Source organism: Tepidanaerobacter syntrophicus (genome assembly GCF_001485475.2).
In the GTDB taxonomy this organism is placed as follows: Bacteria; Bacillota; Thermosediminibacteria; order Thermosediminibacterales; family Tepidanaerobacteraceae; genus Tepidanaerobacter; species Tepidanaerobacter syntrophicus.
On the sequence record NZ_DF976999.1, the window covers coordinates 442158 to 464290 of the forward strand.

The 22133-nt window shown below is 43.1% G+C and carries 21 protein-coding genes; 2 read left to right on the plus strand and 19 right to left on the minus strand.

Annotated features, from left to right (window positions below; all coding sequences use genetic code 11):
* Nucleotides 1-42: 42 nt before the first annotated feature.
* Nucleotides 43-1383, minus strand: coding sequence for an ATP-binding protein (locus TSYNT_RS03040; RefSeq protein ID WP_059031655.1), 1341 nt, complete (start codon nucleotides 1381-1383; stop codon nucleotides 43-45).
* A gap of 22 nt (nucleotides 1384-1405) precedes the next feature.
* Nucleotides 1406-2089, minus strand: coding sequence for a nitrilase-related carbon-nitrogen hydrolase (locus TSYNT_RS03045; protein WP_059031656.1), 684 nt, complete (start codon nucleotides 2087-2089; stop codon nucleotides 1406-1408).
* A 142-nt stretch (nucleotides 2090-2231) separates the two neighbouring features.
* On the opposite strand from TSYNT_RS03045, the gene TSYNT_RS03050 reads away from it, so the two are divergent.
* Entirely contained in the window at nucleotides 2232-3407 is a 1176-nt protein-coding gene (locus TSYNT_RS03050) for a polysaccharide deacetylase family protein (protein ID WP_059031657.1), read from the plus strand.
* Between the two features lie 10 nt (nucleotides 3408-3417).
* Nucleotides 3418-4143 carry a pseudouridine synthase gene (locus tag TSYNT_RS03055; protein ID WP_059031658.1) on the plus strand — a complete coding sequence of 242 codons (726 nt, stop codon included), beginning with the start codon at nucleotides 3418-3420 and terminating at the stop codon, nucleotides 4141-4143.
* A 64-nt stretch (nucleotides 4144-4207) separates the two neighbouring features.
* Here the strand turns inward: TSYNT_RS03055 and TSYNT_RS03060 are convergent, their stop codons facing one another.
* The 17 genes from TSYNT_RS03060 to TSYNT_RS03140 form a co-directional block, all read right to left on the minus strand.
* Nucleotides 4208-5221 carry an alpha-hydroxy-acid oxidizing protein gene (locus TSYNT_RS03060; protein ID WP_059031659.1) on the minus strand — a complete coding sequence of 338 codons (1014 nt, stop codon included), beginning with the start codon at nucleotides 5219-5221 and terminating at the stop codon, nucleotides 4208-4210.
* A 72-nt stretch (nucleotides 5222-5293) separates the two neighbouring features.
* A complete protein-coding gene (locus tag TSYNT_RS03065; RefSeq protein ID WP_059031660.1) occupies nucleotides 5294-5665 on the minus strand; it encodes a cupin domain-containing protein in 372 nt (123 codons plus the stop codon).
* 18 nt (nucleotides 5666-5683) lie between these two features.
* A complete protein-coding gene (locus TSYNT_RS03070) occupies nucleotides 5684-7009 on the minus strand; it encodes a hypothetical protein (protein ID WP_059031661.1) in 1326 nt (441 codons plus the stop codon).
* Nucleotides 7010-7029: 20 nt separating this feature from the next.
* Nucleotides 7030-8991, minus strand: coding sequence for an FAD-dependent oxidoreductase (locus tag TSYNT_RS03075; RefSeq protein ID WP_059031662.1), 1962 nt, complete (start codon nucleotides 8989-8991; stop codon nucleotides 7030-7032).
* Nucleotides 8992-9023: 32 nt separating this feature from the next.
* A complete protein-coding gene (locus TSYNT_RS03080; RefSeq protein WP_059031663.1) occupies nucleotides 9024-9791 on the minus strand; it encodes a 3-ketoacyl-ACP reductase in 768 nt (255 codons plus the stop codon).
* A 23-nt stretch (nucleotides 9792-9814) separates the two neighbouring features.
* Entirely contained in the window at nucleotides 9815-10843 is a 1029-nt protein-coding gene (locus TSYNT_RS03085) for a zinc-dependent alcohol dehydrogenase (RefSeq protein WP_059031664.1), read from the minus strand.
* Nucleotides 10844-10856: 13 nt separating this feature from the next.
* Nucleotides 10857-12215 carry an oxidoreductase gene (locus tag TSYNT_RS03090; RefSeq protein WP_059031665.1) on the minus strand — a complete coding sequence of 453 codons (1359 nt, stop codon included), beginning with the start codon at nucleotides 12213-12215 and terminating at the stop codon, nucleotides 10857-10859.
* A 12-nt stretch (nucleotides 12216-12227) separates the two neighbouring features.
* Nucleotides 12228-13883 (minus strand): dihydroxy-acid dehydratase, encoded by a 1656-nt coding sequence (ilvD, locus tag TSYNT_RS03095; RefSeq protein ID WP_059031666.1) that lies wholly within the window; start codon nucleotides 13881-13883, stop codon nucleotides 12228-12230.
* 25 nt (nucleotides 13884-13908) lie between these two features.
* The gene (locus TSYNT_RS03100) at nucleotides 13909-14607 is read right to left on the minus strand and encodes an ABC transporter ATP-binding protein (protein WP_059031667.1); all 699 of its coding nucleotides are present in this window, start codon (nucleotides 14605-14607) and stop codon (nucleotides 13909-13911) included.
* Complete coding sequence (locus TSYNT_RS03105) at nucleotides 14601-15371, minus strand: ABC transporter ATP-binding protein (RefSeq protein WP_059031668.1); 771 nt, start codon at nucleotides 15369-15371, stop codon at nucleotides 14601-14603. Before TSYNT_RS03105 ends, TSYNT_RS03100 begins: the two co-directional genes overlap by 7 nt.
* Nucleotides 15361-16218, minus strand: a complete 858-nt coding sequence (locus TSYNT_RS03110) for a branched-chain amino acid ABC transporter permease (RefSeq protein WP_059031669.1) — start codon at nucleotides 16216-16218, stop codon at nucleotides 15361-15363. The genes TSYNT_RS03105 and TSYNT_RS03110 overlap by 11 nt, the downstream gene beginning before the upstream one ends.
* An 11-nt stretch (nucleotides 16219-16229) precedes the next feature.
* Nucleotides 16230-17102 carry a branched-chain amino acid ABC transporter permease gene (locus TSYNT_RS03115; protein WP_059031670.1) on the minus strand — a complete coding sequence of 291 codons (873 nt, stop codon included), beginning with the start codon at nucleotides 17100-17102 and terminating at the stop codon, nucleotides 16230-16232.
* Nucleotides 17103-17178: 76 nt separating this feature from the next.
* Nucleotides 17179-18381, minus strand: a complete 1203-nt coding sequence (locus tag TSYNT_RS03120) for an ABC transporter substrate-binding protein (RefSeq protein WP_059031671.1) — start codon at nucleotides 18379-18381, stop codon at nucleotides 17179-17181.
* Nucleotides 18382-18461: 80 nt separating this feature from the next.
* On the minus strand, nucleotides 18462-19466 hold the full coding sequence (locus TSYNT_RS03125) for a LacI family DNA-binding transcriptional regulator (RefSeq protein WP_083497624.1): 1005 nt from the start codon (nucleotides 19464-19466) through the stop codon (nucleotides 18462-18464).
* Nucleotides 19467-19822: 356 nt separating this feature from the next.
* Nucleotides 19823-20848: a sugar kinase gene (locus tag TSYNT_RS03130; protein WP_059031672.1), complete on the minus strand. Its 1026-nt coding sequence runs from the start codon at nucleotides 20846-20848 to the stop codon at nucleotides 19823-19825.
* A 26-nt stretch (nucleotides 20849-20874) separates the two neighbouring features.
* The gene (locus TSYNT_RS03135; RefSeq protein WP_059031673.1) at nucleotides 20875-21516 is read right to left on the minus strand and encodes a bifunctional 2-keto-4-hydroxyglutarate aldolase/2-keto-3-deoxy-6-phosphogluconate aldolase; all 642 of its coding nucleotides are present in this window, start codon (nucleotides 21514-21516) and stop codon (nucleotides 20875-20877) included.
* A gap of 172 nt (nucleotides 21517-21688) precedes the next feature.
* Nucleotides 21689-21877 carry a ferredoxin gene (locus tag TSYNT_RS03140; RefSeq protein WP_059031674.1) on the minus strand — a complete coding sequence of 63 codons (189 nt, stop codon included), beginning with the start codon at nucleotides 21875-21877 and terminating at the stop codon, nucleotides 21689-21691.
* Between the last annotated feature and the right edge of the window lie 256 nt (nucleotides 21878-22133).

Below are 22133 nucleotides of genomic sequence, written 5' to 3' on the forward strand. Positions count from 1 at the left end.
AAACGGATAAAATACGATTAAATTATGGGATTTTGTGAAAATCTACACTGAACCCATTTTTCCAAGTAAGTCTTCTATGAACTGCCTGGCGGTTCTTCCGGAGCGGCTGTTGTGCCAAAGTTCCCATTTTAGCGCAAGCTCCCTTAGTTTGTTAGGTTCTATGTCAACACCCTTGCTTTTTGCTATGCCTTCCACAATTTCCAAGTATTTTTCTTTGTCAGGGGAGAGATAGACTACGGTTATACCGAAGCGGTCAGAAAGAGAAAGTTTTTCTTGAAGGGTATCCTGAGATTTTAGCTCATCTTCTGCCCTATCGCTGTGATATTCTCTTACCAAATGGCGGCGATTGGATGTGGCGTATATAAGGACGTTTTCCGGAGAGGGTTCCAGGCTTCCTTCAAGTATTGCTTTTAGATATTTGTATTCGGTTTCGTGTTCTTCAAAAGATAAATCATCTACAAATATAATAAAGCGGTAAGGCCGTTTTTTAAGGATTGACACTATATAGGGGAGGTCCCTCAGCTGGTCTTTTGTAACTTCTACCATTCTCAGGCCTTCCTCTCCGAATTCATGCACCAATGCCTTTATGGTAGATGATTTGCCGGTTCCTCTGTCACCATAAAGCAGCATATTGTTTGCTCCCAAACCTTTTACAAATTGGCGGGTGTTGCGCAGGACTTCATTCTTTTGTTCTTCATATCCTATTAGGTCGCAAATTCTGATGGGGTCAGGCTCCGGAATTCCTACAAGCCTTCCTTTTTCTCCTGTGCCTACCCATTTAAATGCCCGATACTTTGCAAAATCTCCACATCCCATATTATTGTAGAATTTTGCCAGCACATTTATGTTTGCATCCCAAATAGGCGAGCTGTTAAGCAGTATCTTAATTTCCTGTCTTTTGCCATAGTAGGTTTCAGGGTAGGGAAGGGTGGAGGCGCCCTTCACGGAACACATAATAGTAAAATCTTGCCCTGCTTTTTCTTTTATATATGCTTCAATAGGCGAAAAATCGAAGTCGTGAAGTATCTGAAGATGTGCCATATCTTTTTCAACAAGTCTTCTTAATGGCTCTTCCACATCATTTAAATCTTGCCGTTCGCACCGCAGGCTGAAAGGATTCTCATCCAGAAGTATAAGGTTTAAAATGTGATTTTGCCAGAGATTTCCCACCAGCGGCTCATTGTATGCCGCAGTTTCTCTAAGAAGGCTTGAAATAAATTCGTGGGATTTTGAAACCGTTATAATTGCCGCTTCTTCATTGAATATGCTTTCAAGCATATCAAGATATTTTCTGATGATATCATCATCTAGAATGCTGCGGTAAACCGTAAGGGATTGGGCTGTTGTTTGAATATCAAATATTTGTTGTTGAATTTTGTTCATTGCTATCTCCTTCCAACATATCTTAATTAGTTTCTGTGTATAAGATGCTTTGGGACTTTGCCGCATCTATCTGACCTATATTTATCACGGTCGTGAAAACACCGCTGCCCTTATTTTCTGCAACTACCCTGCCCCAGGGATCTACCACTATAAAAGCTGTTTGTTTCTCAAATTGATTTAGAGCTACTATAAAGAACTGATTTTCGATAGCCCTTACAATATTTAAAAGCTTCCAGTAAATTTCCTTGGACTTGGGCCATGCGCCTAAAACAAAAAGCACTTTCGCGCCTAGAGCAGCTGATTGCTTTATTGCCTCGGGAAATTTCAGATTAGAAATCGGAGCAATGCCGCAGCACACCCCGTCTACGCTAAACACCATCGTTTCATCCTTTGCTTCGCAAGACTTTGTACAACTTGCGATGATATTCCCATTAGGGTCTGCAGCATAAACCTTGTTGAAAATATCAAAGGAAATTACAGTGGTTCGGCACCTTGCAGCGGTGTTTTTTAATAATTCTACTGTCGGGTCAAAGCTTGTATTTATGTGCTGAGTCGAAAAAATTCTTGGCACCACAAGAATATTAGGCCTTTTTTTCTGACTTACGGCTTTTGCCGCAAGGTTTTGTATTTTGCCTGCCGCAAGATTTATATCTTTAAATGTCGGTTCTGTTTGCAGCAATGATATTTTAAGCTCAATGTCTTCCATTTGCACCAGCTTCCTTTTAAAAAAAAAAATCGGCTAAAAATCTTTATTTCGATTATATCACAAATTTTGCCTTATTTACTAAGAAGGAGCAATGTGATAGGATACTGATAGTATATGCCTTATCTTGAAAGGAGTACTTGCCATGCACTGTTTTAGACTATCATTATTGAAAAAGCCGCTGCTCGTTTTGCTTTCTTTTTCTATTTTCGCTTTAGGTTTTCCTTTTTCTGCCCTTGCCGCCACAGATGATGGGAAAAATTCTGCGGCTGTGCTCTGCTATCATCATATAGTTCCCGATGAAGAAGCAGCAGTAACAAAAAGCGAAGCTACGATTTCTGTTTCAGAATTTGAAGAACAGATGAGGTATCTTTACGACCACGGTTATTATACGGCTAGTTTAACCGATATAGAAAACTTTCTCTACTTTAATAAACAGCTGCCTGAACGCACTGTTTTAATTACATTCGACGACGGATATGAGTCTAATTATACATATGCTTACCCTATCTTGAGGAAATACGGCCTTCACGCAGTTATTTTTCTTATCGGGGGCGCGATAGAAACTCCATCTTCAGGGACAGCAAGCATACCAAAGCTTTCCCTTGATGAAATAAAGGAAATGTCAGAAAGCGGATTTATTGAATTTGGAAGCCACACATTTAACGCTCACTACCTGCTGGATAAAAAATCAGCCTTTGTAGAAATGAGCCTGGGTGAAATCACTAAAGATTTTGAAGACATGAAGGGTTTTTTTGACAAGGCAGGCGCTCCAAAGGTTTTGAGTATAGCTTATCCATATGGACAATATGATGACAAAATAGTTACTTCCGCGGTAGTTGAGGGGTATAAGCTGGGGTTCACCGTTACTTCCGGCTTTATATATCAGGATTCTTCTCCTATGACTTTAAATAGAATAATAGTTCCGCCGGGAATCGGTTTGGATAAATTCAAGACTTTAATTAACGATACATCCGAAGCCCTTCCTGAATACTATAACGGTTCCATTGTACTTTGTATAGATTCTGTCACCGCATATCTGGGAAAACAACCGGTTCCTTTAGATGCAGCTCCGACTTACGCGGACGGCAAACTGGTTGCGCCGCTTAATTTTTTCAAAGACGTGCTTAAATGGGATATTTTATGGGATAATAATACAAATAAGGTGGCAAGACGCATCACCACAAGGGAAGATGTATGGTTCCTGCTTCCGACTTATCTTTCAAGGGGACAGGTTATGGTGCCTGTAAGGGAGCTTGCAGAAAAAATGGGTCATCAGGTTATCTGGCATCAAAACGATAAAACGGTAGAAATAAAATGAGGTGTGAAGTATGAAAAACCAAAAACTTGCGCGTATCGATAAAATCCTTGCCGCCAGCGGCTATGGCAGCAGAAAAGATGTTAAAAAGTTAATAAAGGCAGGAGAGGTTTTGATAAACGGTAAGGTTGCAGGCGATGCAGGGGATTTAGTAGATCCCCAGGCAGACGAAATAACGGTATCAGGTGAACCGGTACTCTTTGAGGAGAATATATACATTATGATGAACAAGCCCTATGACGTAGTATCGTCCACTCGGGACGAATACGAAACAACAGTCATTGACTTGCTGGAAGGAGAGTACTTTCATAGGAAGTTGTTTCCCGTAGGAAGACTGGATAAAGATGCAGAGGGCCTTATATTTCTTACAGACGACGGCAAGTTAGCTCATCGGCTGCTGTCGCCAAAGCATCATGTGGCGAAAACATATTATGTGAAGGTTCGGGGAGCTTTAGATGAAGAAGATGTTAAGGCTTTTGCAGACGGCATAGAGCTTGAAGATTTTACCGCTCTTCCGGCAAAACTTGATATTTTAAAATCAGGTAGTATCTCCGAGGCCTATGTAACTATATATGAGGGTAAATTTCACCAAATAAAGCGCATGATGAAAACCCGGGGCAAAGAGGTTTTATACCTAAAGCGACTGTCTTTAGGGCCACTGAACCTTGATGAGGAATTGGAGCCCGGAATGTGGCGAAAACTTACGAAGGAAGAAATAGATTCGCTTAAGGAAATTTAAGGATAAGAGCGTAAAAATCTCCGGTAAAAGCATTTTAGCTTACTGCCGGAGATTTTTGTTCCTTCTAAAATAGAATTGATGAATTTATACTTTTTATGTCTTTACAGCCTGTAAGAATCATGGCTTGCTTTAGCTCATTTGCCATGGTTTCCAGCACCAACTGCACACCTTCGGCGGCGCCGCCAAAAGCACCGATGATGACAGGTCTTCCTACAAGCACTGCATCAGCGCCAAGGGCAAGGTATTTTAATACATCGGTGCCTGAGCGCACTCCTCCATCTGCAAGAATCGTAATCTTACCTTTCAACTTTCGGGCTATATCAGGAAGGACTTGGGCTGTGCCGGGGGTGCTGTCCAGTATCCGCCCGCCGTGGTTTGATACAACTATTGCAGCAGCGCCTGCTTCTTTGGCAAGTTCTGCTTCATCTGTTGTCATGATGCCCTTTACTATAAATGGCAGAGAAACCGATGAAATGATTTCTTTTAATTCATCTACGTTTTTAGGGCTTACCGGCTGGCCCATTAAAGCCATGGTTACAAGTCCTGCTCCGTCAATATCCATGCCTACCGCAGGTGCCTTTATTTTTTCGGCCTGTTTTGCCATTTCGATTATTTTTGGGTTTTCTCTAGGCTTTATAATCGGAATCCCATGGCCTTCGGCTTCTTGAATCGCTTCGATTCCGGATGTGTAAAATACGGGATTTCCTCCGTCGCCGCACATGCCAACAGTTCCGGCATTCTTACTCCCTGATATTACCATACGAATGTACTCCGCCTCCGGCACAGCTCCGCCCATATTGTATTCAGAGCCGGTTATAGGCGCTGATAAAATCGGCATTGAAAGGTCTATACCTAAGATGTTTGTAGAAATATCAGGATCCTTCGCATCGTGTATCGTCCTAAGATTAAGTTTTACATCGGCAAGAGCCTTAACATTTGCCGTAAAAGCTGAACCTGTGCCTATTCCGCCCATCCCGGGCACTTCGCCGGCGCATGCTATCCCATCGCAAGTTTTACATACCCTACAGTAGCCTTTCATCTTTTCTCGAGCCGCTTGTCTTATTTCTTTAAGATTCACTTTTATTGCCCCCAATTTATGTGTGATTAATATTATGCATATGTCAACTTATTTTACTTCGACATAAGGAGGCTATTTTCCTTCAAGTTCTTCTTGCCAGTGTTCAACTATTCCTTTTGGAGAATAGCAAAACAGCATTATCATGTCTTCGTTTGAGGTATTTTCCAGAAGATGGGTAGAATCGGAGTCAATGTAGATATAGTCTCCGGCTTTTATATCAGCGGTTTCATCATTTACGTGTATTTTGCCATTTCCCCTTAATATAACATATACTTCTTCTTGATGATGCAGGTGAAGGGGAACAGAACCTTGAGGGAAAATCGTCACATAACCCATTACAAAGCCTTCCGCCTCTATCGGAGCTCCGGGACCTACCATTACCCGAGTAAGCCTTCCTGCCGGAAACTTTGTGCCTGTAATATCAAAGATATTGTTTATCTTCACAGCAGCCGCCTCCCATATCTATTTTAAAACTTTCAAGCCTAATAGTTTTCCTACCTCTGTCAGTTGCCTTTCCCAGTTTCCAAAGGTTACAATCTGATGACACCCAAGAAGATTGTCGATGAAACTGCTCATGGAGTCCGGCTTTATTCGAAGCTGAGTTCGGCAGATAGGGGTAGGAGGTGTATCAAGAGTTATACCTGTGCTTACAGAAAGGGAGCTTAGATTATTTCCTATGCGGGTTATGGTTACGGGAACTCCTTCTTCTATGAGTGCCTCAGGACTTACGCCGATACCGCTTTCATGGTGATTTCTCAAGATATAAGGAAGGGGCTTGCCTTCTAAAAGAAGAGGCGAAGTACAGTGAGAAAGTCTTAAGACATCATTTTTTTCAAGCATCGGATTTGCCATCCAGGATGGTTTGTCCGTAAGGGCTTTCATCATAAAAAGCGTTACCGCAGAATCCATATCCCCTTCGCAAGCGCCGATGAAATCCCTGCTGTCGTTTAACATACTTAAAGCAATACAGCTTGTGGTGCCAAGATCCCTTAAAAGTGTAAAACATGCTATGGCTATGCCATCGCCGTTGTATTTGCGCACCAGCTGATAAATCGCTACTGCAAGTCTGGAAGCTGCAAGGATGTCTTGTTTTTTAGGCTCAATGATTTCTTTTGCGTTTTCTATCCATTTATTCGAAATTTGTTTTGCATCTTCATCTGTAATAGATTCATAAATCCTATATAATTCCTCTAAGGTAACGCCTATAAAATCCATGCCGGTTTTTTCTTTTATCTTCTCAAAGGATCGGCAGCTGCTTATAACCCAATCTTCTGTAACCCCTGCAAGAAGGATGACAGCTTTTTTCATCCGATCTGCAGTCTGTATTATCTGCAATAAATCAAGTATATCGGATATCTCAAGAGACAGTGCCACAGGTTTTCCCTGCCGCTTTATAACGCTGTAGACATCTGCCGCAGCCGGCGCTGCATTTGCTTCAAGAAGCCGATAGGCAGTTTCTTGATCCAGCAGTCCCGGTTCATAAGCCGCCAATATGCCGATGCCCTCGAAACTTTCAGCAGCCTTTATCATCCATGGTTGAACAGCGCCGCTTGCCGGCACAAAAAGCCCGAATCCCTTGTGTTTCTGATTTAAAAAATTTTCCAACTCAGAACCGCTAGTAATGCTTATATTTTCCACTATAAGTCCCGGATCGGTTTCGTGAAGAATTCCACTTATATTATTGGTGACGCTTGAAATCATTTTCTGCCTTTCCACATCATTTGGAAAGTAGCGGGGTTCTGTAAAAACTATGAGATGCAGCGGCAGACGGTATTTTAGTGCATACATTTTATCACTCCAAACAGGCTTTAATATATATTGCCATTTTCCCTATAGCTTCTCCAGACATTTTCAAAAAAGTCTTCATCCTTTGGAAGGGGTCGAACTTTTCGCCAGTTAAATTCACATTCTCCATTTTTGTATATTCCTTCCTGAACCATATCTCCGATAGTGCCGTCGTCTAGAGTAAATCTAAAGACATCAGGGAGGCTTTCATAAGGCTTTATACCGTCTTTGTCGGTATAAAGAGCTGAGCCTCGGCTTTTCCCACCGTATTTTATATAATCTTCCATGGCTCTCAAGTAAACATACTGGCTCAAAAGCATATCATAAAGGCGATAGGCCCTTGGAAGCTCTCTATAAGAAGAAATCTTTACAATCTCCTTGAAACTCTTAAGTTCGTTTTTTGTTTCTGCCGCAGCTTGAACAATTTCCTCCATGCTGCGTATAATTCCTCCAAATCGGCTCATCCGTTTTGCAGCCCTATTCCAAATTTCATTTACGGTATCGCTGTTTGAAAGAAGCTTACCGCCCAAGCCGATAGAGTCTGCAATAGCCGGCAATGCTTTCTTTATAAATTCCTCTATATACGGCGCATCGCCTTTCCGATTTGCTGCAATATACTGAGCCGCCCTGGTTGAACCTACCTGGCCGGCATTTAGCGCTGTGCCTCCCGGCCTATATACTCCGTGGCTTGCACTAACCTCTCCCACTGCAAAAAACCCTTCGATATTCGTCTGCCACCAATTATCAATCGAAAGCCCGCCGTTATTGTGCTGAGCGCATACGGCAACTTCTAAAGGCTCTTTTGCAAGGTCTACGCCTTTTCCCCTGTAAAACTCTACAGCGGGTTCGTTCATATGAAGAAGTCTGTCTATAGGTTTTCCGAAGGCTGCTCCGGCCTTTTCCAAGTAATCCCTTGCCTCCGGCGAAAGAGTGCTAAAATCTATATCGGCTCCTGCCGGATTTTGCCTAAAGTCGAGAAAAACCCTTCGCCCTTTAATGCAAGTTTCTATATACACTAAAATATCTATAATAGATGAACCGTCTTCTACCTTCCTTACATCAAAAGGCCATTGATAGCCTTTTAGAAACACCTTTGATAGCATGTCTGCTTTATCTGCAAAAAAGTCAAGCAAAAATTCTCTTTCATCGCCGCCATTTTTATCTTGTGAGATAAATCGCGGCAGTGCCTGCATATAAGTGCCTGATACATTCCACCTGGGCTTTACTGATGATATGCCATACTGCCACTCCGTAAGGTTTTTCCCCATGATGCCTGCTTCAAAGGCAATGCCTGATGCTCCTTTTTGGCTGAAGGGATAAACCGCATCTGCATACATGCCGGCAGGACCTCCTGTGGCATAAATAACATTTTTACAATTAAAAAGCACGTATCTTTTATCGGGGTCGTGAAGGTTCTGAAGGTCCAGGCATAAAAGGCCTAACAACTTATTTTTGTCAGTAAGGATTTTAATTACTTGCATCTTGTCAAAAATCCTGATATTTTTTTGCTTTACTGCCTTTTCAAGGCACTCTGTCATATATTTTGAGGTATAAGGACCTGCTGATGTGGCTCGCCTCTTTGGGTCATGATCTGTTTTGTAGCCGATATATTCCCCATATCTGTTGTGAGGAAAAGGAACCCCCAGCTCCGCCAGTTTCAAAAAGCACCTTGCGGAAAGCGCTGCCTCACAAAGGGCTATATCTCCATCTACGCATTGGCCGTTAAATAGGGTTTTTGCAAGGTCATATACCGAATCCGGCTCACTGCCTGCAAGGGTCAGCTTGTAATAGGTTTGTTTGTCAGAACCTGTATTGCGCGATGTGCCTGCTTTTAAGTTTTCTGTAATTATCGCAATATCGGTCTGGCCCAAAGAAAACAGCCTGTCTGCCGCATTAAGACCTGCAGCCCCTGTGCCGACCACCGCTGTATTAAGCGAATAAATTCTGATACCATGGCCGTTTGCCCTAATAGACGATTCCTTCATAACATTCCCTCGCTTTTTCACGCTTTACTTTTTTACAGCCTCTGGATATGAAATCCGCCATCCACATCAATATAGCTGCCGGTTGTGTATAAAAACTTGCCGGAGCAAAAGGCCGAAACCGCCTGTGCCACATCTTCCGGCAAGCCCCAGCGTTTAATCGGAAAAAGTCCCTGTTCAATAAGCTTATCGTATTTTTCTTTTGCCTGAGCAGTCATTTCCGTAGCTATAACGCCGGGCCTTACTTCATATACAAATACAGCCTCATCTGCCAGTCGATCGGCATATAGTTTTGTAAGCATTGAAACTCCCGCTTTAGAAATGCAGTATTCTCCTCTATTTGTAGAAGAAACCGTCGCAGAGCAGGAAGATATATTTACAATTATGCCTCTTTTGGATTCTACTATGTCTTGCTTTATCATCTGTTTTGCCACAAGCTGTGTCATAAACATAGTGCCCTTTGTATTTATTCCCACAACCCTGTCAAAGCTTTCTTCAGTCATCTCAAGAAGATCTCGGCGCACAGCAGGAGCCACGCCGGCATTGTTTACCAACACATCTATCCTTCCAAATTTTGAAACGGTTTCCTCTACACATCTTTGCCTGTCTTGGGGGCTGTCAATTCCGCCTTGAATATAAAGATAGTTAATGCCTTCCGCTAAAAGAATGTCAAGATTTGACTTATATGCCTCTTTGGGGCTTCTGCCCAGTATCACAACATCATATCCGTCTTTGCCCAGCTGATGGGCTATTGCAAAACCTATTCCACGGCCTCCGCCTGTAACAATCGCTGTTTTTGCCATACGCATACTCCTTTTGAATAAATTTATGGATTTAAAACAATCTTTATTGAATTTGAGTTTCTGTCCAGTGCTGTTTCAAGGGCCTGCTGTAAGTCTTCCAACTTGAATTTATGTGTTATGAGGCTTTTAAGGTCAATTTGCTGCGACATTTCAAGAGCTACCGGGAAATCCCAGCAATAGCCTTGAGACCCCTGGACTTTTATTTCGTGAGTTATGAAGCGGGATGCAGGAATGGTTATGTTTGGGTTTTCAAATATGCCGACAACTGTTGCAAGACCGTTTTTCCTAAGAGACATAAGGGCTTGATTAAATGTTGTTTCAAGACCTACACATTCAAAGGCCTTATCTATCCCGATTCCCGATGTTAAATCCTTCACGGCCTCTAATACATCTTCCCTGCCTGAATTTATGACATTTGTCGCTCCAAGTTTTAGAGCCATTTCCAAACGGCTTTTGGAAAGATCGGCAACTGTCACGCCGGTAGCTCCGTTTTTCCTGCAAAGGGCCGCAACCATCAATCCTATGGCTCCGGCACCGATTACAAGCACCTTTTCGCCCAGCTTTATATCCGCCCTGCGCACTGCGTGAACTGCAACGGATAATGGCTCTATCAATGCTCCTTCGTCATAGGAAAGATTTGGAGGCAATTTGTAGACGAAGGGTTCCCGAACCGTAATATAGTTTGCCATGGCTCCGTCTCCCATGCGGTAGGTAAAGCTGAGGTTTTCGCAGTAGCCGTAATTTCCCGTTCTGCAGGCAGCGCACTTTCCACATACAACTACAGGTTCTACTGTTACTTTGTCTCCAACTTTAATATTTTCCACATCTTCCCCTACGGCTATTACATCTCCTGAAAACTCGTGCCCTATAGTAACAGGCAGCGGCACAGTAGGGTGTTTGCCTTTAAATATATGCAGGTCGCTGCCGCAAATAGCGCTTGAGACGATTTTTATCAGCACCTTGTCTCCTTTAGGCTCTTCGACGCTGCGTGTTATAAAATCAACCTTGCCGGGTTCTACTACTCTTCCGATCTTATTTATTAGTTGCTCCATAGTGCATCCCTCTCTATTTTTTTGAGGCGTTTTTTCTTGCCTCATTATATAGCGGCAAATAAACCTGGCTGTCGCGCATAACGCAACCGGTGCGGCCATGGTCCCGCATTATCTGGGTGCATTTGCTGCAGGTAATACAGCACTTATTAGGCTCCATCCTGCCTTTTGTAAGGATATCCCTCGGCGCATCAGGATACGCAATAGCTTGGCGCCCTAACCCCATCATACCGCAGGCTCCCTCTAGAAGATTTGCGGCGCCTGCATAGGGTAAAAACCAGCGAAGCCAAGTATAGCCGCTGCCGATAACCGGAATATCTTTTGCCTCTCTTTGCACTTGGCGGGTAAGCTCAAATAACCGGGCAACGCTTTCAAGGGGATGCTCTTCCGGCATTTCTCCTCCTATGACAGGGGTATCAAAGGGCCTTGTTACATAAACTGCTTTGTAGTAAGGGTTCCCTGCTGAGCTTCCTAAAAGATTTACACCGCTTTCGATCATCTTTCGAACCAATTTTAAAGGCTCTGTCAAGTCAGGTTTCATGTAATTTTCCCTGTCTACGCCAAAACCATAAGGATAAGGATGGGCGTCAAATACATTGAACCTGGAAGCCACTATAAAATCATCGCCAACCTTTTCTCGAACGGCTTTTATTGTGTTTAGGATAAATCGGGTGCGGTTTTCGAAGGAGCCTCCGTATTTGCCCTCTCGCATATGGCTTGCGGCAAGTTCCGATAGTAAGTATCTGTGGCAGGATTTTATATCAACACCGTCAAATCCTGCCTCTTTTGCAAGGAGGGCGGATTCTACATATTTTTGGGTAAGATTGTCAAAGTACTCATCAGATAGAACCGGCGCATCAGGCGATAGGCCTACCGTAGGGTCCAGCATAGGATCGTGCTGAGGGATCATAGGCGCCGGAAGATCATCAGGTCTTGAGTATCTTCCCGAATGGGTAAGTTGGAGAATTTTGACCGGTCTGTGGCCTGCGCCATTTCCTTCTGCTGCTGCTCTATCGGTTTCTTTTACAAGTTCGGCAAATTCTTTAACATTATCTTTTGTAAGAAACATCTGAAGGGGATTCGCTCTGCCTTCATGGACTACCGCACAGGCTTCGAACCAGATAAGTCCCGCCCCTCCAGAGGCAAAGCGCCTGTACCGCCGCCTTACCAAATCCGATGGGCTGCCGTCTCTATTGCTGTCACAGCCTTCCATAGGTAATATTGCAATAGAGTTTGGCGCAGTAAGATGCCCGACTTTAACGGGTTTTGCCAGGGGCGACAGGTCTTCGCTAAGTTTTATATTAACTTCGAGTTCTTCAATCTTTCTTTTTAAGTCATCTATTGTCTTGAAATTAAATCTTTCAAAAGATGCCATAGTATTCCTCCTCTAATCCCAAAACATCGTTGCGCCTTTATGGGCCGATGTAGTGTTTTCTCTGTAAAGCTTCAGCCAACCTGAGGCAGGTTTTTGAACAGGCTTCCAAAGACTCTTTCTTTTTGTGAATTCCTCATCGGTTATTTCGGCTGTCAAAATTCGCTTTGTTATGTCTATATGAATGATGTCGCCATCATGTATTAGCGCAATATTCCCGCCGTCATAGGCTTCTGGAGACACATGGCCTATGGCAAGGCCGCCTGTCGCTCCTGAAAATCTGCCGTCAGTTACAAGGGCTATCTTGGTACCAAGACCCTTTCCCAGCACTGCTGCCATAAATGTCTCCATATGAGGCATTCCCGGCGATCCCTTTGGCCCTTCGTAGCGTATGATTACTACATTTCCCGGAACAATTTCATCTTTTAAAATCGCCTCCCAGGCTTCATCCTGGGAATTATATACCTTAGCAGGACCGGTAAATTCCCATGCGGCTTTATCTACTGCTGAAAACTTCACGATAGCGCTTTCAGTTGCTATATTGCCGGAAAGCACTGCAAGGCCGCCCTGCTCATATATTGGGCTTTTGACAGATTTTATTACATCCTTATTTAGATTTTTCGAAAGCTTTATCTTATCGGCTATAGTGCCGAACATGCCCTTTGCATCGGTATTTATCAAACCGCTTTCCGCAAGCTCTGCAAGAACGGCGCCAAGTCCTCCGGCAGCAGAAAAATCTGCCATAGTGTAGGTGGGATGATTTGGATAAATAGCGCTGATAACAGGAACCTTGCGGCTTATCTTATCAAAAAGCTCAGGAGTTATATCTATATGGGCCTGTCGCGCCATGGCAGGTATATGGAGGATTGAATTGGTAGACCCTCCTGTTGCCATCATGTATCTTACCACATTTTCAAAGTTTTCCTGTTTTATGATATCAAGAGGCCTTATTTCATCTTTTACAAGTTCTACGATTCTGTGGGCAGCGGCAAGCCCCATTGCGCGCCATTCCTCTGTCTGAGATTTCACGCTGGCATTGCCGTGGGGAGAAAGGCCTAAGATTTCAGCAGTAGCGCACATGGTATTGGCAGTTCCCATAAAGGGGCAAACGCCCGGAGTGGGGCATGCGTTTTTTACTATTTCTCTATAGTCTTTTTCTTCAATATCTCCTGCCACATATGCCGCATAAGCCTGCTTGGTATGTGTAAGAGTTATCATCTTTCCGTTATAACAACCGGGCTCCATAAAACCGCCGGTGAACATAACTGTAGGGATATTCACCCTAAGCGCACCCATAATCATACCCGGCACCACTTTGTCGCAGCTTCCTAGGAGTATCATCCCTTCCAGCATATTCACTTCTGCAACTGTTTCAACTTCCGATGAAACAAGGTCCCTTGCAGGAAGGGTGTATCGGTCTCCCGGTGTGTTTGAACAAATGCCGTCACATATTCCGCTTATGGGAAGCTCAAGTCCTAAGCCGCCTGCCGCATAAATTTCTTTTTTAATTTCAGGCACTATCTCCTTGAAGGGGTAATGCCCCGGATTCATTTCATTCCATGCATTGATGATGCCGATTATCGGCCGTCTTACATCTTCCTCGGATACGCCCATAGCAAAAAGCAGTGCATTTCGGTGATCCAGGGATTCTCTGTTCCATTTACGAATCATTCATCATTACCTCCAAAATTTTGCGTTAACCTCCAAGATATGCCTTTTTAACCTCCTCAGAATTTAGCAGTTCGCAGCCAGTGCCTGTAAGTTTTATCCTCCCGTTTTCTATAACATAGGCTCTATCGCATATATTCAACGCTTTTCGTGCATTTTGTTCAACTAGTAGGACTGTAACTCCGCTTTCGCGAATTTGCTCGATGAGATTATAAACTTGATTTACCACAAGAGGCGCAAGTCCGAGGGACGGCTCATCAAGAAGTATCAGCTTTGGATTTGACATAAGACCTCGGGCAATTGCCAGCATTTGCTGCTCACCGCCGGAAAGTGTGCCGGCGAATTGGTTTTTTCGGTCTTTTAAGATAGGAAAAAGTTCATAGTTCTTTCTTAAGTTTTCCTGAAGCTCTTTTCCGCTGAGCAAGTAGCCTCCTACCAGTAAGTTTTCTTCTACGGTAAGCCCTGAAAAAACTCGGCGTCCTTCAGGAACATGGACAACACCTTTTTTTACTACTTTATGAGGCACAGAAGGAAGAGGCTCGCCTAAAAACATTATTTTTCCGGAAACAGGCTTTAACTGACCGCTGATGCAGCGCAAAAGGGTAGTCTTTCCTGCTCCGTTGGATCCTATGATGCTTACTATCTGCCCCTGCTGCGCTTCAACGGTAACATCTTTTAATGCTTCAATGTATCCGTAACTTGCGCTTAAGTTTTCGACTTTTAGCATTCCGCATCCTCCTCTCCCAGATACGCCTCAATAACTTCCGGATTTGATCTGACTTCATCCGGCGTGCCTACCGCAATGGTCTTGCCAAAGTTTAAAACATAGATTTTATGGGAAATCCCCATAACAAGTTCCAATCTGTGCTCAATGAGTAAAACCGCAAAACCCAGCTCAGAGCACAGTCTGCCAATAAGTTCGGTCAGCTCTTTGACTTCTGTAGGGTTAAGGCCGGCTGCCGGTTCGTCTAAAAGCAGGACTTTCGGCTGGCAGGTAAGAGCGCGAGCGATTTCCAGGCGCCTTTGCAAGCCATATGGCAGGCTTTCCGGTTTTTCATTGGCATATTTTTTAAGTCCTACTACCTCAAGATTATGCTCGCAGATTTTGCGGCCGCGCTTTTCTTCGGCAAAGCGCCTGGGAGTAGGCAGCAAGCCATCAAAAATCGAGTAATTGGCTCTTGGATCAAAGGCACACATCACATTTTCCATAACATTTAGCCCTTTAAAAAGCCGGATGTTCTGAAATGTCCGAGAAATACCTTCTCTTGTTATCTGGTGCTGCTCCATATTCGTTATATCTTTTCCATCTAAAAAAACTTTGCCTTGATCTGCCCGGTAAATGCCGGATATGACATTAAAGGTGGTTGTCTTGCCTGCGCCATTGGGACCGATTATTCCTACGATATCTCCTTTATCCGCAGTTAGGGAGAAGTCTTGGATAGCTTTAACTCCGCCAAAACTTTTGCTGATATTTTGTACCTCAAGCAGCATTTTTCTTCTCCCTCCCTATTCCAAGGCTTTTTAATGAAAGTTCGTACTCGCCGAACAGGCCTGCAGGCTTAAAGTTGATTATGAGCAGCACTAAGATAGAATAGAACACAGTTCTGTATTCTGCCGCAAACCTGAGCATTTCAGGCAGGGCTGTAAGAATTGCTGTGCCGATTATGGAGCCGGTAAGACTGTTGACTCCTCCAAAAAATACCATGATGACCCATTCGGCGCTTTTCTTCCACCCGAAAATTCCGGGATCTACATATGTTGTATAAAAAGCATACAAAACACCGGCATAAGCGGTAACTGCAACGGAAAACAAAAATGCTATCATCTTTATTCTCGCCACATCTATACCCATGGCTTTTGCGGCAAGTTCGTCGCTTTTTGCGGCTATGCACTGTCTACCATATTTTGATGCTTTAAAATAGGCTACAAGGGCGATGCATACTGCTGCAGAGGCCACTGCCAGAGTAAATGTGGTCTTTTGAGGAATTCCGGAAAATCCTAAGGCTCCACCGGTTATAGACTGCATTTGATTCAAAAGTGCTGTTATGGCTTCGCCAAAGCCTAACGTGACAAGAGATATATAGTCGCGGCGAAGGCGAACGGTAGGCAGCCCCACAATATATCCCACAAGGACACTAAGCGCAATTGCTATTATTGCCGCCAGCGCAAAAGGAAGTCCTACTTTTACCACAAGAACACCGGAAATATAGGCGCCAATCGCCATAAATGCCGCTTGGCCCAAGGAAAACATGCCGGTAAGGCCTGTTAGAACATAAACGCCTGTAACAGCTATAACAGATATTAATGTGAAAGTCATTACTGAAAGATAAAATTCCATATATCCACCTCCTAAGCCTTTTCCTGCACGTTGGATCCGGCAATGCCCTGGGGCCTTACGAGTAGGAATACCAACATTATCAAGAATGAAAATACCGGAGCATATCCTGAACCTGCGAAGTTTATAAGGAGGGTTTCAGTAAGCCCTAAAAGCAGGGCGCCTGCAACTGCTCCAAAGACGCTGCCCAGTCCGCCGATAACCGATGCTATAAATCCTTTTACAACTAAATTTCCAAGCTGAGGATACAGGGTATAGTTAATTCCCAAAAACACACCTGCAAGGCCGGCTAGAGCACCTGAAAGGAAAAAAGCAAGTTGTATAATTCTTATCACATCTATACCCATCAGACCTGCTGTTTCCCTGTCAAAAGAGACGGAGCGGAGAGCGCGCCCGAATTTTGTCTTTTGGATAAAAAGCATTAGAAGCGCTAAAGCTGCACAAGATGAAATAAACATTATTAAATCTGATTTCGATATAACTATAGAGCCTAGTTTTACAACAGTTGTTTCAAAAAATCTGGGGTAATTGTAGAAGTTAGGACCTACCCAAATTGTTACAATACCTTCATATAAGGTGCCCAGTGTTATAGAAGATACGAAGAAATAAATCGGCGAAGTATTGCTAAGCGTTATTTTACGAAAGGCAACGAGTTCGCCAAGGCAGGATACTAAGCCGCCTGCCAGCATTGAAATTGCTACCACCAGCAGCAGTGAAGAGTTCACTGTTACAGCAAAAAAGTAGCCGATGAAGGCGCTGAGGGTCATTAGGGCGCCATGGGAAAAGTTGGAAAACTTTAAGATATTGAATATAAGTGAAAATCCCGTAGCGATAATTGCATAAACCGATCCCAGCGCCAGTCCGTTGATTATAATCTGTAAGGACATGGATCTTTCCTCCCGATTGCTCAATACCCCCCTATAAAGCAGGGGGGTATTGAAGTTTCATTTTAAAGCTTTATAATTATTCAGATGCCGAATAGCGTTTGAGCATAACAGGAGCTTGGTTTTTGATTTCATGCATAACCATTTCAAGACCCTTTGGCTGATGAGTTGCCGGATCAATTGTTATGGTTCCGGTTAAGCCTTCATAATTTGTAAGGTTCTCAATCGCATCCCTGATTGCTGCAGGATCGTCTCCGACTTTTTCGATTGTAGAGGCAATGATTTTCATAACATCATATCCTAAGAAGAATTTGTTTGTTGCATCATTGCCGGTTTTTTCCTTGTAAGCTGTGATAATATCTTGAATTTGAGGTTCGGTCTCAGTAATGTTGTTAATATAGATAACTCCATCTGCTTCTGGTCCGCAAAGCTTCGGGAAGGGCGGGCAAGCGTCAAGGCCGCAGATTAGCGGGCCGTTAAATCCTATTGCGCGAGCCTGCTGAACAATCAGTATAAGTTCCTGAGTATAGTTTGGTGCATATATCGCTTCAGCACCTGCGGATACCAGTTTATTCAGCATGGTTTTAAAGTCTTTGTCGTTTGGCTGGTAAGTTACTTCGCCAACGATTTGTCCTCCGTTTTCAACTGCAACTTTCTTAAAGGGTTCAACCAGTGATACTGAATAAGCATTTGACTGATTGTAGATGATACCTATTTTCTTTAAGCCTTTTTCTTTTACTGCAAACTGTGCCATGATAGCTGCCTGCTGCTTTGCAGAAGGCTGGAACAAGAACATGTTTTTGTAAGGTGTGCCGTCGTCTTTTATTGTCGCCCTGTCATCAATTGCAAAATGAAGCACCGGAATGTTGTACTGTTCAGATATTGGCGCTATGGCTATGCCGATATTTGCAACCGGAGGTCCGATTACGGCAGAGACTTTATCGGTAGTGCACATACGTTTAAATGCATTGATAGCTTCCTGGACATCAGCTTTGGTGTCATATGTTACTACTTTTATTTGGCGTCCGTTTACGCCGCCATTGGCATTAATTTCGTCAGCTGCCCATTTTGCTCCTTCCTCCACCATTTTTCCGAGAGTAGAAGTTACCCCTGTAATGTCTTGCAGACAGCCTATGACAATGTCGCCTTTGGCTTCTTCAGTTTCCGAAGTTCCGTTTTCGCCGGTTGTTCCCGACGGAGCTTCGGTTTTTGAGCCGCCACCGCAGGCAGTCACACTAAAGAGCAATAAAACTGCCAACAAAAGTGCTACTATTTTTTTCATTTTCTCTTTTTCCTCCTAAAAATTTATTTTTTATTATCAATCAGCCCCTTCAAGATGGCTGACTAATAAGCATAAATTGTTTATCTTGTGGATTTGCGTATTATAAGTTCTGAAGGCATAATCTCCACCATTGCACCTGAGGGATTGTCTTTGCTGCAGAGCTGAAGCACCTTGCTTGCCGCTCTGGCTCCTATATCGTAGAAAGGTTGAGATACGGTGGAAAGGGGCGGGTCTATCAGAGAACTGAATTCTAAGTTATCAAAGCCGATAACCGAAATGTCGTCAGGAACTCTGAGATTGTGGTCTTTTATAGCTCTTATAGCCCCAATTGCCCTAAGGTCAGTAGTTGCAAATACCGCATCAAACTCAATGTTTCTATTAAGTAAGCTGTTTACTGCATTATAGCCGTCAAGACTCCATTGAATACTATCAGAGTCATCGCCTGTTATAAGTTCGTATTCAATAGGTATGCCTGCATCAAGCAGTGCCTGTTTGTATCCGCTAAACCTGTCCCGGTAAAGAGCCAGCTGCTGGTTTCCTTTTACAATGGCGATTCGCCTGTGGCCGGTCTTTATAAGGAACGAAACTGCATCATATGCCGCTTGAAAATTGTCTATTACTATCATGTTGGCTTTTATGTCAAGTTTTCTGACTATAACTACCATAGGAAAGCCTTCTTGCTCCAGCTCTTCTAAGTGCTCGACCTTTTTTGCCGCAGGAGCGATTATAAGACCGTCCACCCATCTTTTGCGAAGTTTTTGTATGGATTCTTTTTCGATTTCTGTATCTTCGTCGGTATTACACAATATTACTGTATATCCGTATTTTCTTGCCACATCTTCCACGCCTCTTGCTATAACAGGATATATCGGGTTTCTTATGTTTGGTATAATAAGCCCTATGGTTTTTGTTTTTCCGTCCTTGAGGCCTTGAGCAAGAAAGTTCGGGCGGTAATTTAAACTTTTTACCGCTGCCATTACCTTTTCTTTTGTATCTTCAGCAACCACGTCGCTGCCGTTTAGAACTCTAGAAACAGTGCTGGGTGAAACTCCCGCTTTTTTTGCAACTTCTTTTATTGTTACCATCTGAACTCCCTTTCTTAAGACCTGTAATCAATTTACAGCAAATATTTGCTTTTATAGGATTGAAAACGTTTCCAAATTGTAGCCAATAATATCCAGGATTCTGAAGCTTAGGCATTGTGTTCGAAGTAGATGAATTCGAGTATTTACTTATATATCAAGGGATTAATAGAGTTCAAGAATTTTGCTGTAAATGAATTATCTTATGAAAACGTTTGTATTTATGTACATATTTCGACATGTTATTAGAAATTCCTGCTTGTTTTTTTAAAATGAGCAAAAAAATTTTTGGTATAAAAAAAGGAATGCTATATTTTTAAAGCAGCATTCCTTTAATGTTATTTTAGTGTCGTCTGTCGTTATCTTTGAACCCTTCCTGAGGCGTCTCCCTTTGCCAGGTTTTCAACTTCCTTTACTGTCACGTGATTGAAATCCCCTACGATGGTGTGTTTCAAGCAAGAAGCCGCTACGGCAAATTCTACTGCATCCTGGGGATTGTAGCCATTAAGTAAAGCATAAATCAAGCCGCCGCCGAAAGAATCGCCTCCGCCCACTCTGTCAACTATGTGCACTTTGTATTTTCTTGAAGCATAAAGTTCTTTTCCGTCGTAATAAAGAGCGGACCAACCGTTGTCTGATGCGGAGTAGCTTTCTCTCAGGGTTATTGCTACACCTTTCAGTGAGAATTTCTCCATAAGCTTCTGCGCCACATCTTTATAACCTTCCATACTCAGCTGTCCTTTGGTAATATCAGATTCAGCTGCCTGGATTCCGAAGACATCGGCAGCATCTTCTTCATTGCCTATGGAAATATCTACATACTGCATAAGTTCAGACATGACTATGCGCGCTTTCTCTCTTGACCATAGTTTCTTTCTATAGTTTAGGTCGCAGCTGACGGTAATTCCCATTTTGTTTGCGGTTTTTACTGCCTCCAAACATGCCGCTGCTACGTCATCTCCGAGAGCGGGGGTTATCCCTGTAAAGTGAAACCATTTTGCGCCATCGAGAATTTTCTCCCAGTCAAAATCTCCGGCCTTTGCTTCAGATATGGAAGAATGGCTGCGGTCGTAGACCACAAGAGATGGCCGCTGGGATGCGCCTATCTCGTTGAAATAAATCCCAAGGCGTTCTCCGCCCTTTACTATATAGTCAGTATGCACTCCATACCTTCTGAGATGATTTATAGCAGCCTGGCCGATGGGATTGTCCGGAACTTTTGTCACAAAATAAGCGTCTTCTCCGTAGTTTGCAAGGGATGTGGCAACATTAGCTTCACCACCTCCGTAAGTTACATCAAAGGAATCAGCTTGAACAAATCTCAGATAGTTAGGCGGTGTGAGTCGCAGCATTATTTCGCCAAAAGTTACAACTTTATTAGCCATTTGAATACCCTCCTAAAATATTTTAGTTATTTTCTTGCAGCCTTTACGGCTTCTACAAACTTGCGGGCTGTATCTTCAACTTCTGCGTAGTCGCCTTTTTTGGCGCCTTTAGTAAGTTCTCCGCCGACACCAACAGCCTGGCAGCCTGCTTTAATCCATTCGCCTGCGTTTTCTAGACTTACGCCGCCTGTTGGGATAAATGGAGCGTAAGGCAAGGGGCCTAACAGAGCTTTAATCATAGAAGGGCCAAATGCATTGCCGGGGAAGAATTTTACAAAGTCCGCGCCTGATTCCATAACTTCTACCACTTCTTTCACTGACATGGCACCAGGCATAGATACCACTTGATACCTGTTGCACATCTTTACTACATCGGGGTTAAAATAGGGACTTACTATAAATTCAGCGCCTGCTAACATAGCTGATCTTGCTGTCTCTGTATCCAAGACAGTCCCTGCTCCTATCAAGATTTCCTTGTTTGGATATGCCTTGGCAAGCTCACGGATTACATCCATGGCGCCGGGCACAGTCATGGTAATTTCAATAGACTCTACTCCGCCGGCCTTTACCGCTTCGGCAATTTTTAGCGCCTGGTCCGGAGACTCGGCTCTTACTACGGCAACAACGCCGCAGTCAATAATGCGTTTTATAACATCTAATTTTTTCATAAAAGATCCTCCTTGTTTCATGATTCGGTATACTGTTTCATTATATTATGTATTCTACATAAAAAGTCAAAATCCTTCTTTCTATAAAAATAAAATTTAAAAAAGAAAAAGGGACTCCGACACTATAATCTTTCAGTGTCAGAATCCCTTTTGTTTTTTAATTTAGAGAATCTTATTCCTCTTTTATTGCTTCCGCTGCACAGTTTTCCATAGCTTCTCTTGCATCGTCTTCTACATCTTCAGGCACTTCGTCTACTATTACCTGTGCTTTTCCATCATCATTCCAATCAAACACCGATGGGCAGGTATCAATACATAATCCACAACCAATGCAAAGATCTTGATCAACAGTTAGTTTCAATGGAAAGACCTCCTCTGCAATATTTTCTTTGTTTATTCTATCACAAATCACAGTTAATGCAAATACATTTTTATATAAATGAGGTGATAAAACAGCAGAACACAGCACAAACAGCACAGAGGGACGGTTCGAGACCACTGAAAAACTAGCCTTTTTTATCCTGGTTTCATCAAAAAATATCAAAAACCAAGATTTGCTCTGGAAAATATAGGTTTTTTAAAAAACAAAATAAAAAAAGAGGATACTATTGCTGCTA

Coding starts and splice junctions, on each gene's coding strand:
- TSYNT_RS03040 (WP_059031655.1), bottom strand. CDS start 1,383: ATGAACAAAATTCAACAACAAATATTTGATATTCAAACAACAGCCCAA.
- TSYNT_RS03045 (WP_059031656.1), bottom strand. CDS start 2,089: ATGGAAGACATTGAGCTTAAAATATCATTGCTGCAAACAGAACCGACA.
- TSYNT_RS03050 (WP_059031657.1), top strand. CDS start 2,232: ATGCACTGTTTTAGACTATCATTATTGAAAAAGCCGCTGCTCGTTTTG.
- TSYNT_RS03055 (WP_059031658.1), top strand. CDS start 3,418: ATGAAAAACCAAAAACTTGCGCGTATCGATAAAATCCTTGCCGCCAGC.
- TSYNT_RS03070 (WP_059031661.1), bottom strand. CDS start 7,009: ATGTATGCACTAAAATACCGTCTGCCGCTGCATCTCATAGTTTTTACA.
- TSYNT_RS03075 (WP_059031662.1), bottom strand. CDS start 8,991: ATGAAGGAATCGTCTATTAGGGCAAACGGCCATGGTATCAGAATTTAT.
- TSYNT_RS03080 (WP_059031663.1), bottom strand. CDS start 9,791: ATGGCAAAAACAGCGATTGTTACAGGCGGAGGCCGTGGAATAGGTTTT.
- TSYNT_RS03085 (WP_059031664.1), bottom strand. CDS start 10,843: ATGGAGCAACTAATAAATAAGATCGGAAGAGTAGTAGAACCCGGCAAG.
- TSYNT_RS03090 (WP_059031665.1), bottom strand. CDS start 12,215: ATGGCATCTTTTGAAAGATTTAATTTCAAGACAATAGATGACTTAAAA.
- ilvD (WP_059031666.1), bottom strand. CDS start 13,883: ATGATTCGTAAATGGAACAGAGAATCCCTGGATCACCGAAATGCACTG.
- TSYNT_RS03100 (WP_059031667.1), bottom strand. CDS start 14,607: ATGCTAAAAGTCGAAAACTTAAGCGCAAGTTACGGATACATTGAAGCA.
- TSYNT_RS03105 (WP_059031668.1), bottom strand. CDS start 15,371: ATGCTGCTTGAGGTACAAAATATCAGCAAAAGTTTTGGCGGAGTTAAA.
- TSYNT_RS03110 (WP_059031669.1), bottom strand. CDS start 16,218: ATGGAATTTTATCTTTCAGTAATGACTTTCACATTAATATCTGTTATA.
- TSYNT_RS03115 (WP_059031670.1), bottom strand. CDS start 17,102: ATGTCCTTACAGATTATAATCAACGGACTGGCGCTGGGATCGGTTTAT.
- TSYNT_RS03120 (WP_059031671.1), bottom strand. CDS start 18,381: ATGAAAAAAATAGTAGCACTTTTGTTGGCAGTTTTATTGCTCTTTAGT.
- TSYNT_RS03125 (WP_083497624.1), bottom strand. CDS start 19,466: ATGGTAACAATAAAAGAAGTTGCAAAAAAAGCGGGAGTTTCACCCAGC.
- TSYNT_RS03130 (WP_059031672.1), bottom strand. CDS start 20,848: ATGGCTAATAAAGTTGTAACTTTTGGCGAAATAATGCTGCGACTCACA.
- TSYNT_RS03135 (WP_059031673.1), bottom strand. CDS start 21,516: ATGAAAAAATTAGATGTTATAAAACGCATTATTGACTGCGGCGTTGTT.